The organism is Pseudomonas sp. Marseille-Q0931, assembly GCF_940789645.1.
In the GTDB taxonomy this organism is placed as follows: domain Bacteria; phylum Pseudomonadota; class Gammaproteobacteria; order Pseudomonadales; family Pseudomonadaceae; genus Aquipseudomonas.
The window spans coordinates 390,211-404,309 of the sequence record NZ_CALNWT010000002.1; the positions used below are offsets into that span (position 1 = coordinate 390,211).

Genomic DNA, 14,099 nt, shown 5'->3' on the forward strand with positions numbered 1-14,099 from the left:
GCGCCCATGTGCCGCAAATTAACATGGGGAATCGGCCGAACAAATATGAAGTACTGAGCATATGATCCGTATCGATATTCAACCGCGTTGGCGCTTTCACCAACGCGACGGCAGTAGCCTCGACCCGCAGGGTCTGGAGTTGCTGCAGGCCGTACACGACACCGGCAAGCTGACCGAGGCCGCTGCCCGCGTCGGCTATTCCTACCGCCACGCCTGGAACCTGCTGGGCAAGTGGCAGGCGTTCTTCGGCAGCCCGCTGATCGAGCTGGAGCGCGGCAAGGGGGCGCGGCTGGCACCGCTGGGAGAAAAATTGCTGTGGGCCGACCAGCGCATCCGCGCACGCCTTTCGCCGCAACTGGACAACCTGGCCGGCGAGCTGGAGCTGGAGCTGAACCGGGTGCTGCAGGCCAGCAACCCGGGCCTGCGCATCCATGCCAGCCACGGTTTCGCCGTCGCGGCGCTGCGCGAGTGGCTGGAGCGCGACCCAGGCTGGCAGTGGGACGTGCAGTTTCGCAGCGGCAGCGAGGCGATGATCGCCCTGCAGCGCCACGACTGCGAGGTGGCCGGCTTGCATGTGCCGGCCGGACCGCTCGGCACGTTGAGCATGAACCGCATCCAGCCCTGGCTGCGCCCCGATCAACGGGTGATAACCTTCGTCGTGCGCACCCAGGGCTTGATGCTCGCCCCCGGCAACCCGCACGGCGTGCAAGGCCTGGCGGATCTGGCCGGCGGCACGCTGCGCTTCGTCAATCGCGAGCACGGTTCGGGGACACGCCTGCTGCTGCAGGACCTGCTGCAGCGCGAGAGCCTGGACAGCACTGCCATCAAGGGTTTCCACAACGAGGAGTTCACCCACGCAGCCGTAGCGGCCTATGTCGCCAGCGGCATGGCCGATGTCGGCTTCGGTGTAGAAGCGGCGGCGCGCCAGTTCGGCCTGGACTTCATCCCCATGGCACGTGAGCACTATTGCCTGCTGTGCCGCGAAGACAGCCTCGAGCTGCCAGCGATGACCGCGCTGTTGCGGGTGCTGCAGAACCCGGAGTTCCAAGCGCGTATCGCTCAGTTGCCCGGCTACGCCCTGAGCCGCCCCGGCGAGGTACTGCCCCTGGCCCAGGCGCTGGAGCAATGGGGGCGCGAGAGCGTGCTATAAGCCCTCCGCCGAGCGCCTGCCGACGGAAGGCGGGAACCACGGGCGAGCCGCTTCGGTCAATGGAGCAGTTCCCGCCGCAAAGCGGCTCCGTGATCGAGAAGTCTATGAAATCTCTATAATTGCTCTTCCTTTCTCTTGGCCTGACCAGCGGCGGTTTCGCCTTTGCCGGCAATACCGAAGCGGGTTTGGGCGGCGCCCTCGGCGGCGCGGTGGGCGCAATGGTTGGTGGGCAGGTTGGTGGTAGCACTGGCGCAGCGGTCGGCGCCGGTCTCGGCGGTGCGGCCGGCAGCATGGTCGGTGCTGATCGTCGCAGCCGTACCGAAGCGGCCATTGGCGGCGCGCTAGGCGCGGCAGGCGGCAACGTTGTCGGTCAGCAGGTCGGCGGCAGCACCGGCGGGGTGGTTGGCGCAGCGGTAGGTGGCGGCGCCGGTGGCGCGCTGGGCAACTACATGGGCAATGCCAGCTACGACGATGACCGTCGCGACAAGCGTCGCCACTACCACGGCAAGAAGCACAAGAAGCACCACAAGCACTGGCGCCGTCACTGATCGACGCTAATCAACCAAGGCTCATGGCGCTGGCCGAAGGCGACTTCGACCTGCACCTTGGGCCTTTTTTCGTCGTAGCGGTATTGCCGCCATTGGCCGAAGGCCTCCCGGTAGCGTCTGGGCACGCTGATGCGATCCCCTTCCAGCGCAACGCTGGCACTGTAGTGGGGCGTGTCGCCGTAGCGATAGGGCGTCAGGCGGCCGGCCAGGATGACCTGGGCCTGACGATCCGGCCAGGCTTTACGTAGAGCCCCGGCATCAAGGCCGGCGTCCACCAGCAACAGACGCGTGGCCTGCTCTTGCTCATGCCGCAGCTCAAGCTGGCGCTGATCGCGCTGCTGGCGCAAGGTCTCGTCTTGCGGTATTGCAGCGAGCGCCGTCTGCGCACTGGCCAACGCGGCCTTGGCGCGCTCGACCTGCTTTCGATAGCTAGGCCCGTCCAGTTCCAGCACCAACCACAGCGGGCGCTCCGCACTGCGGCCCAGGTCGTTCGGCGCAAAGCCAAGCTCCCGCAGCTTGGCTTCGTCCAGCCAGGACCAGTCGGCATCCGCCTGGCGCCAGGCCAGTTGCAGACGCAGACCGCTGTTTTCCTCGCCGCGCAGCCAGCTGTCGTAGGGCAGCTGAATTTCCCGTTCGCTCAATTGCAGTTGCGCCTGCGGCTCACCGCTGCGGTTGTACCAGACGCCCGCAAGGGCCACGGCATTGCTCGTCAGGATCAGCCCGAGACCGAGCCAAAGTGCATGGTTCATGCCGCACCTCCACGGCGCCAGCGCTGCAGCATGACCAGCAACAACAGCGCGATCAGCCCGAGCAGGAGGAAGAACAGGTAGCGCGGCAGCAGCGCCCACCACCAGTCGAACAGCTTGCTGAACAGCAGCACCAGAGCGAAGCCCAGCCCGGTATTGACCACCTCGGCCCAACCGCGGCGTACGCCCAGCCAGATCACCAGCCCCGCGAGGACGAAGCCCAGCGTCTGGTAGAAGGCCTCCACCCAGCGCGCCGGCCATTCCAGGTAGCTGCCCTGGCCCCAGTAGCTAAGGATCAGGATCGGCCCGAACAGGTACAGCAAGCCGACCACCCGATAGCAGGCGGTGAAACCAACCCGACGCGTCTGATCGATGAACTGCGGCAGCACAAACAGCAGGGCGGCAGGCAGGAAGTTCTCCGGGTGGTCATCCAGCGACCACCAGTACAAGCCCGTCCAGTCGTTCAACCGCGCAGCGAGGAACAGGCCGAAGCACAGCAACGCGGTGACCAGCAGCAGGCGCTGACGGCATTGGTAGGCCAGCAGCAATGCCAGCGCGCCCCAGGGCAGCAGTGCTTTGTCCGAGGGCGTGATATTGAAGATCTGCCCGAGCATCGACAGGTTGAGCACGAAGCAGACGAATGCCAGCACCGCAGCCAGTTTGGCGTAGTAACCGGAGGCGTCGCGCGCCTGCAGCCAGAAGCACAGCAGCAAGCTGCCCAGCGAGCTGCCGATCAGCACAGCGACCTGCACACCGGCATCGAACAGGCCCCAGAACTGGTAGAAGAGGAAGAACAACCCGGCCGCCAGGGCCAGCGCACCGACCAGCGAGGCCAGGCGCATGCCCAGCGACAGCTGGCGCGCGCGGGCATCGGCGTCGATATCCAGGGTCTGTCGATAATGCGCCAGCAACTGCTGGTGGTAGGCAGCCAGGCCCTGCTCCTGCTCAGCGCTCAACTGCAACACCTGTTCGCGGCGCAGCTCGGCCAGTTCGGCACGAAACGCAGCGATGCGCTCGGCACGGCGTTGCGCCTGCTCGCGTTGCAGATCGGACATGGGCACTCCCTGGCGGCATGAATCGCCACAGCCTAGCACGCCTCAGGCGGCCAGCAGACGCTCCAGCGCCGAGCGCAGCGGCTCGGGGATGCTCACCGGACGATTACTCGCCCGATCGACGAACACATGAACGAAACGCCCGGCGGCGCAGGCCTGTTCCTCGCCGGCCCTGAAGATCGCCAGCTCGTACTGCACCGAACTGTTGCCCAGCTTGCCGACGCGCAGGCCGACTTCGATAGCGTCAGGGAAAGCGATGGAGGCGAAGTAGTCGCAGCTGGAGCTGACCACGAAGCCGACCACTTCGCCGCCATGAATATCCAGCCCGCCCTCGGCGATCAGGTAGGCATTCACCGCGCTGTCGAAGTAGCTGTAGTAGGTCACGTTGTTGACGTGGCCGTAGATGTCATTGTCGTGCCAGCGCGTGGTGATCGGCTGGAAGTGGCGGTAGTCGCCACGCAGGTGTTGGGGTTGGCTCATGATGGTCCTTGGATTGGCGTCGCGGCTAAAGCCCCTCCCACAGGCTGCGGCGCTCTTGTGGGAGGGGCTTTAGCCGCGACCTGAATCAGTAAGCGGCTTGGTAAATGGCCAGCGCCTGTTGCTCGTTCATCTCACGCGGATTGTTCACCAGCAGGCGCTGCTGCAGCATGGCGTCCGCCGCCAGTGTGGGCAACATCGCCTCACCAACCCCGGCGTCGCGCAGCCGCGTCGGCAGGCCGCTGCGCTGACTGAACGCTGCCAGCGCCTCGATCAGTTGCTCGGTCTGCGCTGCGGCATTGCCCGCACGCAAACGCTCGCCCAATACCAGCGGCGCCAGCTCGGCGTACAGCGGCGCGGCCACCGGCGCGTTGAACGCCAGCACCTGCGGCAGCACCAGGGCGTTGGACAGCCCGTGGGGAATGTGGAAATGCCCGCCCAGTGGGTAGGCCAGCGCATGCACTGCCGCCACCGGCGCGTTGGCGAAGGCCTGCCCGGCCAGGCAGGCGCCGAGCAGCATGGCCTGACGCGCCTCGCGGTTGCTGCCGTTTTGCACCACCTCATCGAGGTTGGCCGCCAGCAGGCGCAGCGCTTCGCGCGCCAGCAAGTCGGACAGCGGGTTCTTCTTCAGCGCGCTGGTGTAGGCCTCGATGGCATGCACCATGGCGTCGATGCCGGTGGCGGCGGTCACCGCCGCCGGCAGGCCAAGGGTCAGGTCGGCATCGAGCAGGGCCAGATCCGGCAGCAGCAGCGGCGAAACCACGCCCATCTTGGTGGTCTCGCCAGTGGTGACGATGGCGATCGGCGTCACCTCGGAACCGGTGCCTGCGGTGGTCGGCACCTGGATCAGCGGCAAGCGCCGTCCGCGGGCATTGCCCACGCCGTATATCTCGCTCAGGGCCTGGCCGCAGTCGGGATGCGCCAGCAAGGCCACCAGCTTGGCCACGTCCATCGAACTGCCGCCACCGAAGCCGACCACCAGCTCGGCCCGCATCTCGCGAGCCTGGGACACGGCCGCCAGCACCACGGCCTCGGGCGGGTCGGCCAGCACCTGGTCGAAAACCTGCACGCTCATGCCGGCACGGGTGAAGCCCGGCAGCAGCGGCTCGAGCAGGCCGAGACGGGTGATGCCGGGGTCGGTGACGATCAACACGCGCTGGGCGCCGCGCTCGCGGCACAGTTCGGCTAGGCGCAGGCTGGCGCCGGATTCGCAGAGGATCTGCGCGGTGGTGGCGAAGCTGAAGGGATGCATGCTGTGCTCCTCTTGTTGTAATGCCGGATGCAATCCGGGATCGGTCAGGCAAAATTTCCCCGGATTGCATCCGGGCTACGATCCATCTCCCCAGCCCTCTCCCATAAATGGGAGAGGGAGCGGTCCGAGGTAGACCCGAATAAGGCGTTATAGCTCCCCTCTCCCGCTTGCGGGGCGTGAGCGGAAAGAGCGAAACACCGCTTCGCCCGCTGGTGCGCCCTGAGCTCTGCGAAGAGCAGAGTCGCAAAGCGGGGGCTGGGGGATAGGGTTCTAAAAGGCGAAACTGCCCTCGTCCATGGCCATCAAACAATCCGCGCCGCCCAGCAGGGCTTCGCGGTGTGCACTGGCGCGCGGCAATACGCGGCGCAGGTAGAACTCCGCGCTGTGCAGCTTGGCCTGGTAGAACGCGGCCTCGCCGCTGCCGGCCTCCAGCGCATCCTGCGCCCGCGCCGCGGCTTGCAGCCAGAAGCCGGCGAGCAGCAGATAGGCCGAGTACTGGAGGAAATCCACCGAGGTAGCACCGATCTCCTGCGGATCGCGCTGGCAGGCGGCGATCACTTCTGCGCTTAGCTCGCGCCATTCGCCCAGGCGGGCCTGCAAGACGGCCGCCATCTCCTTCAGCGCCGGTCGCGTGGCCTGGGCATCGCACAGCGCACTGAACTCAGCCTGCAGCGCAGACAGTTCGGCGCCGCCGTCGCCGAGCAGCTTGCGACGGATATAGTCCAGCGCCTGGATACCGTTGGTGCCCTCGTAGAGCTGGGTGATGCGACTGTCGCGCATCAGCTGCTCCATGCCCCATTCGCGGATGAAACCGTGCCCGCCGTAGACCTGCACGCCATGGCTGGCCACTTCCTGGCCCATGTCGGTGAAGAACGCCTTGACGATGGGAATCAGCAGCGCCGCGCGCTTGCCGGCTGCCTTGCGTGCCTCGGCCGACTCGGCGCCGTGCTCCAGGTCCAGTTGGCGCGCAGTGTAGGCGGCAAGCATGCGACTGCCTTCCACCAATGTCTTCTGCGTCAGCAGCATGCGCCGTACATCGGGATGCACGATGATCGGGTCCGCTGGTTTGTCCGCTGCCTGCACGCCAGTCAGGCCACGCGACTGCAAACGCTCACGGGCATAACGCAGCGCGCCCTGGAAGGCCGCCTCGCCGATACCGAGGCCCTGCAGACCGACCTGAAAGCGCGCGTCGTTCATCATGGTGAACATGCAGGCCAGGCCCTGGTTGGCTTCGCCCACCAGCCAACCGGTGGCGCCGTCGTAATTCATCACACAGGTGGAGGCGCCCTTGATGCCCATCTTGTGCTCGATGGCCCCGCACGACAGGCTGTTTCGTTCGCCCGGCGTGCCATCGGCAGCGGCGATGAACTTTGGCACCAGCAGCAGGCTGATGCCCTTCACGCCCGCCGGGGCATCCGGCAGACGCGCCAGCACCAGATGGACGATGTTCTCGGAGAGATCCTGCTCGCCCCCGCTGATGAATATCTTGCTGCCGCTGACCTTGTAGCTGCCATCGGCCTGCGGTTCGGCGCGGGTGCGCAGCAGCGCCAGGTCGGTACCGGCCTGCGGCTCGGTCAGGCACATGGTGCCCGTCCACTGGCCGCTGACCAGCTTGCCCAGGTATTGCTGCTTGAGCGTTTCGCTACCGTGCTTGTGCAGTGCCAGCACGGCGCCCTCGGTCAACCCGGAGTAGACGCGGAAAGACAGCGAGGCGCCCATCAGCATCTCGTGGAAGGCGAAGGCCACTAGTTGTGGGAAGCCCTGGCCGCCATATTCCACCGGGCCGGTCATGCTCGCCCAGCCGTTGTCCACATATTGCCGGTAGGCCTCGGCAAAGCCCTTGGGCGTAATGACCTGGCCGTTTTCCAGGTGGCAGCCCTCCTCGTCGCTATTGCGATTGAGCGGCGCGACCTCGCCGGCCGCGAAGGCCGCGGCCTCCTCCAGCACGCCGTCGATCAGCTCGCGATCCAGGCCGTTGCCCAGGCGCTCGCAATGGGCGGCTGCATCGAACAGCTCGTGCAGCACGAAGCGCATGTCGCGCAATGGCGCCTGATAAGTCATACCCTGCCCTCCTGTACGTCAGCGAAACGCTTGTTCTGTTCAGCCAGGCGCTCGATCAGCGCCGCCGGTTGCCAGTGCGCGCCGAAGCGCTCGGCCAGTTGCTGCAGCCGTCGGCGAATCGCGCCGACACCTTCGCCGTCGGCCCAGGCCATGGGGCCGCCACGCTCGGCGGGAAAGCCGTAGCCGTTGAGATAGACCAGATCGATATCGTGGCTGTTGGCGGCGATGTTCTCCTCGAGAATCTTCGCCCCCTCGTTGACCAGTGCCAGCAGGCAGCGCTCGAGAATCTCCTCGTTGCCGATCTCACGGCGGGTGAAGCCGAGGCGCTCCGATTGCATCTGCACCAGCCCGTCGACAACCGGGTCATGCTCGGCCTGGCGACTGCCGGGCGCATAGAGGTAGTAGCCCTTGCCGCTCTTCTGGCCGAAGCGACCGAGCTCGCACAGGCGGTTGTCCACCTGCACCGCCGGATCGTCCTGACCCTTGCCGGCCAGCTCACGGGCACGCCATTCCAGGTCGATGCCGACCACGTCGTACATGCGGAACGGCCCCATAGCGAAGCCGAAGCCCTGCAGCGCCGCGTCCACCTGGTGCGGCCAGGCGCCTTCGAGCAGCAGCATGCGCGCCTCGCGCACGTAGGTGTGCAGCATGCGGTTGCCGATGAAGCCGTGGCAGTTGCCAGCGACCACCGCCACCTTGCCCATGCGCGCGCCCAGTTCCTGGGTAGCTTGCAGCACGGCCGGTGCAGTCTTCGCACCGCGGACGATCTCCAGCAGCTTCATGATGTGCGCCGGGCTGAAGAAGTGCAGGCCCAGGACGGCTTCCGGCCTCGAGGTGACGGCCGCGATGGCGTCGATATCCAGCGCCGAGGTGTTGCTGGCGAGGATGGCGCCAGGCTTCATCGCCGCATCCAACTCGCGAAAGATGTTTTGCTTGAGCTCGAGGTTTTCGTATACCGCCTCGATCACCAGATCGGCATCGGCCAGCGCCGCATAGCCGTCCACCGCCTCGATTCGCGCACGTCGCGCCGTGGCTTCGGCCTCATCGATACGGCCCTTGGCGACGTTCTGCGCCCAGGTTTCCTCGGCCATGGCCAGGCCCTGCTCGACCATCTGCGGGTTGTTGTCCAGCCACAGCACCTGCAGGCCGGCATTGGCCAGGCTGATGACGATACCGCGGCCCATGGTGCCGGCACCGATCACGGCAGCACAGCGAAGCGGCGAGACGAGTTTGTTCATTGTTGTTCCTCTCGTGCACAAACGGAAAAGCTTGGGTCACGATAAGCAAGCCGCTACTATTTTTGAAATTTAGTCTTGTGATACGACATATTCAGTAGATGAATTTCAGCAATTTCGACCTCAACCTGCTGCGTGTACTCGATGCCCTGCTGCGCGAACAGAACGTCTCGCGCGCTGCCGAGCGCCTCGCGCTGAGCCAGCCGGCGGTGAGCAATGCACTCAATCGCCTGCGCGAACTGCTCGGCGATCCGCTGTTGGTGCGCGTAGGCCGGCGCATGCAGCCGACACCGCGGGCGCTGGCCCTGGAGGCGCCGATCCGCAGCGCGCTGCGTCAGCTGGAACAGAGCCTGAGCGCTGGCGAGGCCTTCGAGCCAGGCGAAAGCCGTCAACGCTTTCGCATCGCCGTCACCGATTACGTCGAGCTGGTGTGCATGCCGCGCCTGCTCGACCGCCTCAGCCATAAGGCACCGGGCATCGGCATCGACATCCGCCACCTCAGCCCCAGCCTGCCGATGGAAGCGCTGGACAAGGGCGAGCTGGACCTGGTGCTGGGCCGCTTCGACGAGTTGCCGGCGCGTTTCGCCCGGCGCCACTGGATGAGCGAGACGCTCAAGCTGGCGGTGCGCCGCGAACACCCGCTGCTGCGCCGGGGCAATCTGGATCTGGACGCCTTCCTGCGCCTGCGTCACCTCTGGGTGCACGGCGGGCAGACGCGCGGCATGGTCGACCAGTGGCTGGGCGAACAGGGGCTGTCGCGGCAGATCTTCTACACCACGCCGAACTACCTGCAGGCAGCGCATATCGTCGCCGGCAGCGAGCTGGCGGCGGTGCTGCCCACCGCCCTGGCCCGGCATTTCGCCACGCTGCTGCCACTGCAGTTGTTCGATCTGCCCTTCAGCCTCGGGCCTTTCCACCTGGAGGTGGTCAGCCTGGCGCAACGTCAGCGCGACACCGCACTGCAATGGCTGGTCGAGGAGATCGTCGCGGTGGTTCACGACGTCTGAAAGATACCCGCAGGCCGGACGCAATCCGACAACGGCGGGTTACACCCGCCCTACCTGCGCTGCCCCGTACGGACGTCCCGTAGCCCGGATGCAATCCGGGAAAACTTTGCCTGACTATCCAAATCGAATTGCGGCAACGGGCTGCGTAGGGCGGGTGCAACCCGCCAGTCCTGCGCTGCGCCGTGCGCACGCCCCGTAGCCCGGATGCAATCCGGGAAAACTTTGCCTGACTACCCAAATCGAATTGCGCCACGGGCTGCGTAGGGCGGGTGCAACCCGCCAACCCGACGATCACCCTTGCGCCTGCCGATCCGCGCGGCCGCCCAGGTACCAGCCGAGCACGCCCCACAGCGCGGCGCACAGCGCCCCGACCATCGCCACCAGCCAGGCGCCGTGGCCGAGCATGTCCAGCCCGGCCTTGGCCCAGCCGCTGAGGGCATCGCCGCCGCGATAGACCACGGTGTCGAGAAAGTTCTTCGCCTTGTACTTGCTCTCGGCATCGAGCGGGGCGAAGAGCATTTCCCGCCCCGGCCGGACGAAGGCGTACTCTCCGATGCGCCGCACGATCATCAACCCCGCCAGCATGACGAAAGTCGGCGCCAGCGCCAGGCCGATAAAGCCCAGGCAGACCAGCGCCGGCACTAGCGATAGCAGCACCCGCACGCCGAGCTTCTGCGCCACCCGCCCGGTGATGAACAGCTGCGTCGTCAGGGCGCCGGCCTGCACGACGAAGTCGATGATGCCGAACACCCGCACCTGCGCGGCGCGATCCGGGAACAGCTCGGCCACCAGGCGCGCCTGCTCGAAGTAAAGAAAGGTGCTGACCGAGGTCAGCAGCAGGATGAAGGCACCAATGCCCAACAGATAACGCGAGCCGAGCATGCGCGTCAGGCCGCTAAATGGGTTGCCCGGCACTGGCCTGCGCGGATTCTCATTGGCCATCGCGCCAGGTCGGCCGGCGCCCTGGCGTTCCCGCCAGACCATCAGGTAGCGCTTGAGTGCCAAGGCCGCACCGAGCAGCACCGCGGCCATCAACATCAGCCCGGACTCGCCCGCCACACCGATCAAGGCAGCGCTCAACAGCGGCCCGCACAATCCGCCGACGCTGGCCCCCGCGGCGATGAAGGCGAACAGACGGCGCGCCTGGGCGCCGTCGAACACATCGGCCATCAGGCTCCAGGCCACAGAAACGACGAACAGGTTGTAGACCGAGATCCACACGTAGAACACCCGCGCCAGCCAGACGCTGTAATGATCGAGGCGAAACAGCAGAACGAAGGCCAGCAGGTTGAGGCAGAAGAAGCCGTATACCCAGTCGATGAAATGGATGCGCGGAACTTTCGAGTTGAGCCAGGCGAACAGCGGCACCGCCAGCAGCATGACGACGAAGGTGGCGGTGAACAGCCACTGCAGGTTGTGCACCCCACCCGTGATACCCATCGCCTCGCGGATCGGCCGCAGCATGAAGTAACCAGCGAACAGGCAGAAGAACAGGGCAAAGCCGGCCAACACCGCCGCCAGCTCCTCGGCCTCGGCATTGATTGCCCGCGCCAGGCGCCGCGAGAGCGCCTGCATCTCAGGCGAACAGCTCGATGATGCGCTTGCGCTGCGCCGCGTCAGGCAGGCGACCCTGACCGGCAATAAGGTTTTCAGCCATGTAACGCGGGTTGGAGGTGGCCGGAATCACCGCATTCACTGCTGGATTAGCGAGGATGAACTTGAGCATCAACTGCGCCCAGGAGGTGACATCCAGCTCGATAGCCGCCCAATCGGGCAGGTTTTGTCCTTTGACCCGGTCGAACAGCGCCGAGCGCTGGAACGGCCGGTTGATCAGCACCGCGATGCCCTTGTCGGCGCAGTAGGGCAATAGCTCGCGCTCGGCATTGCGTTCACCGATGGAGTAGTTGAACTGGACGAAATCCACCGGCTCGTTGCGCAGCACCTCGAGCAGGCGCTCATGAGCGGAATCCAGATAATGGGTAACGCCGATGTAGCGCACCCGGCCCTGCCCCTTCAACTCGCGCAACAGGCCGAGCTGGGTACTGGTGTCCTGCAGGTTGTGCACCTGCATCAGATCGATGGTATCGGTGCGCAGTGCGGCGAAGCTGGCCTCGACCTGACGCTCACCGGCGGCACGCCCGGAAGAGGAAACCTTGCTGGCCAGGAACAGGCGTTTGCGCATGCCGTCCTCGGCGGCCAACGCCCCGCAAACCGCCTCGGCCCGCCCATAGCTGGGCGCGGTATCCACTAGGCTGGCGCCACCATTGACCAGCGTCTGCATGACCTCGCGCAGGGGCTGTAGCGCCTCATCGCTCATCGCCACGTCATGGGTACGCGAGGTGCCCAGGCCGACCACCGGTAGCAGCTCTCCGCTGCTGGGAATCGCCCGACTCTGCAGGGTGCCGGAGGCGAAGGCGGACGATGGCAACCAGGGCATCAGGGCGGCTAGCGCCGTCAGGCTGGCGCTGCCTTGCAGGATTCGACGACGACTGGGCATGGCGTGGCTCCTCTCACAGTGACCGGTTGGTTATAGGCACTGACCACACGCAGACCAAGGCGTTACATCCGTAGCGGGTTCCGGGCGGAGGCGCGATGAGAGGCCGGACTGACGGCGACAGCCCGTTTATCACGGGGCGAAGAGAAGAAAATAGGCAAGACGCGGAGGCAATATCCGGTAACCAAAATACCGCTGCGCCAAGCGGGGTTGGGACGCAGCGGTCGGGAAAGCGCTCAGGCTGCGTGCGAGGCAGACTCGCTGATCAGCATGCCGTGGGAGACGAGGTAACAGCGATGGCCGTTCTGCAGCATCAAAGGGCTGCGACTGGAAATGATCCAGCCCTTGTTCAGAAGTTGCTCGATGTGAGCACGCAGTGCGGGTAGATGGCGCTGTTCCTTCATGGCCGACCTCTAGTTGTTGGGGCGCTTGGCGCCTTGTTGTTCTTCCGTGATGCAGCTCGCAAAAGTGTAGTGGCGCTCTGCCAGGAAAGTAAGCGGCGCGATTGTGTAATATTTTGTAGGACATTCGCTATAGGCCGCGACGAATCAGGGCTGCACCAACGCCGCTTGCGGCACTTGCCGAGGCGCAGAGAAAACCAGATGGCCGTCTTCCAGCTTGCCGTAGCGCAGCAGTGCCAGGTCGAGCAGATAGTTCTGATGCAGCTTCCACGGCACCCGGTCGCCCTGCGCCGGCAACAGGTGCGAGGCCCGCTCGATATAGCCTGACTGCAGGTCGAGGAACGGCTCCGGGCGGACGCTGCCGGTACTGTCGCACGGAGTTACCTGGCGCATGCCGATGGCGTCCAGATGATTGATCAGGCGGCAGAAGTACTCGCTGGAAAGATCGGCCTTGAGCGTCCAGCTGGCATTGGTGTAGCCCATCACCACCGCCAGGTTGGGCAGGTCGCGCAGCATGATGCCGCGGTAACCCATGCTCTTCGGCGCTTCGAAGGGCACACCATCGACCTGCACGGCGATACCGCCGAACAGCTGCAACTGCAGGCCGGTGGCACTGACGATGACATCTGCAGCCAGCTCTTCGCCGCCCTTGAGCCGAACGCCCTGGACAGTGAAACGCTCGATCTCGGCAGTGACCACCTGCGCCTTGCCCTGGCGCAGCACGCGGAACAGATCGCCGTCCGGCACTGCGCAGACGCGCTGGTCCCAGGGCTTGTAGCGGGGGCTGAAGTGGCGCAGGTCGACGCGCTCGCCCAATTGGCGCCGCACCAGCCCCAAGAGTATCCGCCGCACCAGGTTGGGGAAGCGCTTGGCCAGCTTGTAAAAAGCCAGCTGCAGGGTCACGTTGCGCCCGCGCGCCAGGCGATACACCCACGTCTCCGGCAAAACCCGGCGCAGCGCATTGGACAGCCCATCACGTTGCGGCAGGTTGATCACGTAGCTGGGCGAACGTTGCAGCATGGTCACCTGCGCCGCGCGCTCGGCCAAAGCCGGCACCAGGGTCACCGCCGTGGCGCCGCTGCCGATCACCAGCACGCGCTTGCCGCTGTAGTCGAAGCCTTCGGGCCACAACTGCGGATGGATGAAGGCGCCCTGATAGTCCTCGCGACCGGCGAACTCGGGGGTATAGCCAGCCTCGTAGCGGTAGTAACCGGTGCACATCATCAGAAACTGGCAGCTGATGCGCAGCGGCTCGTCTTCCTCGCCGCGCTGCACCCGCAACTGCCAGGTGGCGCTGGCACTGCACCAATTGGCCTCGAGCACCTTGTGCCGATAGCGAATCGAGCGGTCGATGCCATGTTCGGCCGCGGTTTCCTGAATGTAACGGCGTATCGACGGCCCGTCGGCGATGGCCTGCGGGTCGCTCCAGGGCTTGAAGTTATAGCCGAGGGTGTACATGTCCGAGTCGGAGCGGATGCCCGGATAACGGAACAGATCCCAGGTGCCGCCCATGGCCTCGCGCCCTTCAAGAATGGCGAAACGCTTGGCCGGGCACAGCCGCTTGAGGTGGCAGGCGGCGCCGATACCGGACAGGCCGGCACCGATGATCAGGACATCCAGATGTTTGACGGACATGACTCAGCCTCGCTCGGCTTGGGACAATGAGCATCACCTTA

13 protein-coding genes are annotated in these 14,099 nt (G+C 65.6%); 3 read left to right on the top strand and 10 right to left on the bottom strand.

The window, feature by feature from the left end; genetic code table 11:
* Positions 1 to 61 precede the first annotated feature (61 nt).
* Both P3C50_RS08015 and P3C50_RS08020 read left to right on the top strand, forming a co-directional pair.
* Entirely contained in the window at positions 62 to 1,150 is a 1,089-nt protein-coding gene (locus P3C50_RS08015; protein ID WP_275545594.1) for a substrate-binding domain-containing protein, read from the top strand.
* A gap of 119 nt (positions 1,151 to 1,269) precedes the next feature.
* Positions 1,270 to 1,698 carry a YMGG-like glycine zipper-containing protein gene (locus tag P3C50_RS08020; protein WP_275545595.1) on the top strand — a complete coding sequence of 143 codons (429 nt, stop codon included), beginning with the start codon at positions 1,270 to 1,272 and terminating at the stop codon, positions 1,696 to 1,698.
* On the opposite strand, the gene P3C50_RS08025 is transcribed toward P3C50_RS08020, so the two are convergent.
* The 6 genes from P3C50_RS08025 to P3C50_RS08050 form a co-directional block, all read right to left on the bottom strand.
* Complete coding sequence (locus P3C50_RS08025) at positions 1,692 to 2,447, bottom strand: DUF4824 family protein (protein ID WP_275545596.1); 756 nt, start codon at positions 2,445 to 2,447, stop codon at positions 1,692 to 1,694. The genes P3C50_RS08020 and P3C50_RS08025 overlap by 7 nt on opposite strands.
* Entirely contained in the window at positions 2,444 to 3,499 is a 1,056-nt protein-coding gene (locus tag P3C50_RS08030) for a DUF2157 domain-containing protein (RefSeq protein WP_275545597.1), read from the bottom strand. Before P3C50_RS08030 ends, P3C50_RS08025 begins: the two co-directional genes overlap by 4 nt.
* 42 nt (positions 3,500 to 3,541) lie before the next feature.
* Positions 3,542 to 3,976 carry an acyl-CoA thioesterase gene (locus P3C50_RS08035; RefSeq protein WP_090430043.1) on the bottom strand — a complete coding sequence of 145 codons (435 nt, stop codon included), beginning with the start codon at positions 3,974 to 3,976 and terminating at the stop codon, positions 3,542 to 3,544.
* 85 nt (positions 3,977 to 4,061) lie between these two features.
* A complete protein-coding gene (locus P3C50_RS08040; protein WP_275545598.1) occupies positions 4,062 to 5,225 on the bottom strand; it encodes an iron-containing alcohol dehydrogenase in 1,164 nt (387 codons plus the stop codon).
* Between the two features lie 270 nt (positions 5,226 to 5,495).
* Positions 5,496 to 7,286, bottom strand: a complete 1,791-nt coding sequence (locus tag P3C50_RS08045; RefSeq protein WP_275545599.1) for an acyl-CoA dehydrogenase C-terminal domain-containing protein — start codon at positions 7,284 to 7,286, stop codon at positions 5,496 to 5,498.
* Positions 7,283 to 8,524, bottom strand: coding sequence for a 3-hydroxyacyl-CoA dehydrogenase (locus tag P3C50_RS08050; RefSeq protein ID WP_275545600.1), 1,242 nt, complete (start codon positions 8,522 to 8,524; stop codon positions 7,283 to 7,285). Before P3C50_RS08050 ends, P3C50_RS08045 begins: the two co-directional genes overlap by 4 nt.
* 98 nt (positions 8,525 to 8,622) lie before the next feature.
* On the opposite strand from P3C50_RS08050, the gene P3C50_RS08055 reads away from it, so the two are divergent.
* Positions 8,623 to 9,528, top strand: a complete 906-nt coding sequence (locus P3C50_RS08055; RefSeq protein WP_197858083.1) for a LysR family transcriptional regulator — start codon at positions 8,623 to 8,625, stop codon at positions 9,526 to 9,528.
* Between the two features lie 291 nt (positions 9,529 to 9,819).
* On the opposite strand, the gene P3C50_RS08060 is transcribed toward P3C50_RS08055, so the two are convergent.
* The 4 genes from P3C50_RS08060 to P3C50_RS08075 all read right to left on the bottom strand — a co-directional run bounded on the left by P3C50_RS08060 (position 9,820) and on the right by P3C50_RS08075 (position 14,058).
* Positions 9,820 to 11,103 (bottom strand): NTP/NDP exchange transporter, encoded by a 1,284-nt coding sequence (locus P3C50_RS08060; RefSeq protein ID WP_275545601.1) that lies wholly within the window; start codon positions 11,101 to 11,103, stop codon positions 9,820 to 9,822.
* 1 nt (position 11,104) lies between these two features.
* Positions 11,105 to 12,025: an aldo/keto reductase gene (locus P3C50_RS08065; RefSeq protein WP_275545602.1), complete on the bottom strand. Its 921-nt coding sequence runs from the start codon at positions 12,023 to 12,025 to the stop codon at positions 11,105 to 11,107.
* A 233-nt stretch (positions 12,026 to 12,258) separates the two neighbouring features.
* On the bottom strand, positions 12,259 to 12,426 hold the full coding sequence (locus P3C50_RS08070) for a hypothetical protein (protein WP_197858086.1): 168 nt from the start codon (positions 12,424 to 12,426) through the stop codon (positions 12,259 to 12,261).
* 144 nt (positions 12,427 to 12,570) lie between these two features.
* The gene (locus P3C50_RS08075; RefSeq protein ID WP_197858087.1) at positions 12,571 to 14,058 is read right to left on the bottom strand and encodes a flavin-containing monooxygenase; all 1,488 of its coding nucleotides are present in this window, start codon (positions 14,056 to 14,058) and stop codon (positions 12,571 to 12,573) included.
* Positions 14,059 to 14,099 lie beyond the last annotated feature (41 nt).

Bases quoted from the DNA above. Each gene is read 5' to 3' on its own strand.
- P3C50_RS08060 (WP_275545601.1), bottom strand. From the start codon at position 11,103: ATGCAGGCGCTCTCGCGGCGCCTGGCGCGGGCAATCAATGCCGAGGCC.
- P3C50_RS08045 (WP_275545599.1), bottom strand. From the start codon at position 7,286: ATGACTTATCAGGCGCCATTGCGCGACATGCGCTTCGTGCTGCACGAG.
- P3C50_RS08025 (WP_275545596.1), bottom strand. From the start codon at position 2,447: ATGAACCATGCACTTTGGCTCGGTCTCGGGCTGATCCTGACGAGCAAT.
- P3C50_RS08015 (WP_275545594.1), top strand. From the start codon at position 62: ATGATCCGTATCGATATTCAACCGCGTTGGCGCTTTCACCAACGCGAC.
- P3C50_RS08055 (WP_197858083.1), top strand. From the start codon at position 8,623: ATGAATTTCAGCAATTTCGACCTCAACCTGCTGCGTGTACTCGATGCC.
- P3C50_RS08030 (WP_275545597.1), bottom strand. From the start codon at position 3,499: ATGTCCGATCTGCAACGCGAGCAGGCGCAACGCCGTGCCGAGCGCATC.
- P3C50_RS08050 (WP_275545600.1), bottom strand. From the start codon at position 8,524: ATGAACAAACTCGTCTCGCCGCTTCGCTGTGCTGCCGTGATCGGTGCC.
- P3C50_RS08065 (WP_275545602.1), bottom strand. From the start codon at position 12,025: ATGCCCAGTCGTCGTCGAATCCTGCAAGGCAGCGCCAGCCTGACGGCG.
- P3C50_RS08040 (WP_275545598.1), bottom strand. From the start codon at position 5,225: ATGCATCCCTTCAGCTTCGCCACCACCGCGCAGATCCTCTGCGAATCC.
- P3C50_RS08035 (WP_090430043.1), bottom strand. From the start codon at position 3,976: ATGAGCCAACCCCAACACCTGCGTGGCGACTACCGCCACTTCCAGCCG.
- P3C50_RS08075 (WP_197858087.1), bottom strand. From the start codon at position 14,058: ATGTCCGTCAAACATCTGGATGTCCTGATCATCGGTGCCGGCCTGTCC.
- P3C50_RS08070 (WP_197858086.1), bottom strand. From the start codon at position 12,426: ATGAAGGAACAGCGCCATCTACCCGCACTGCGTGCTCACATCGAGCAA.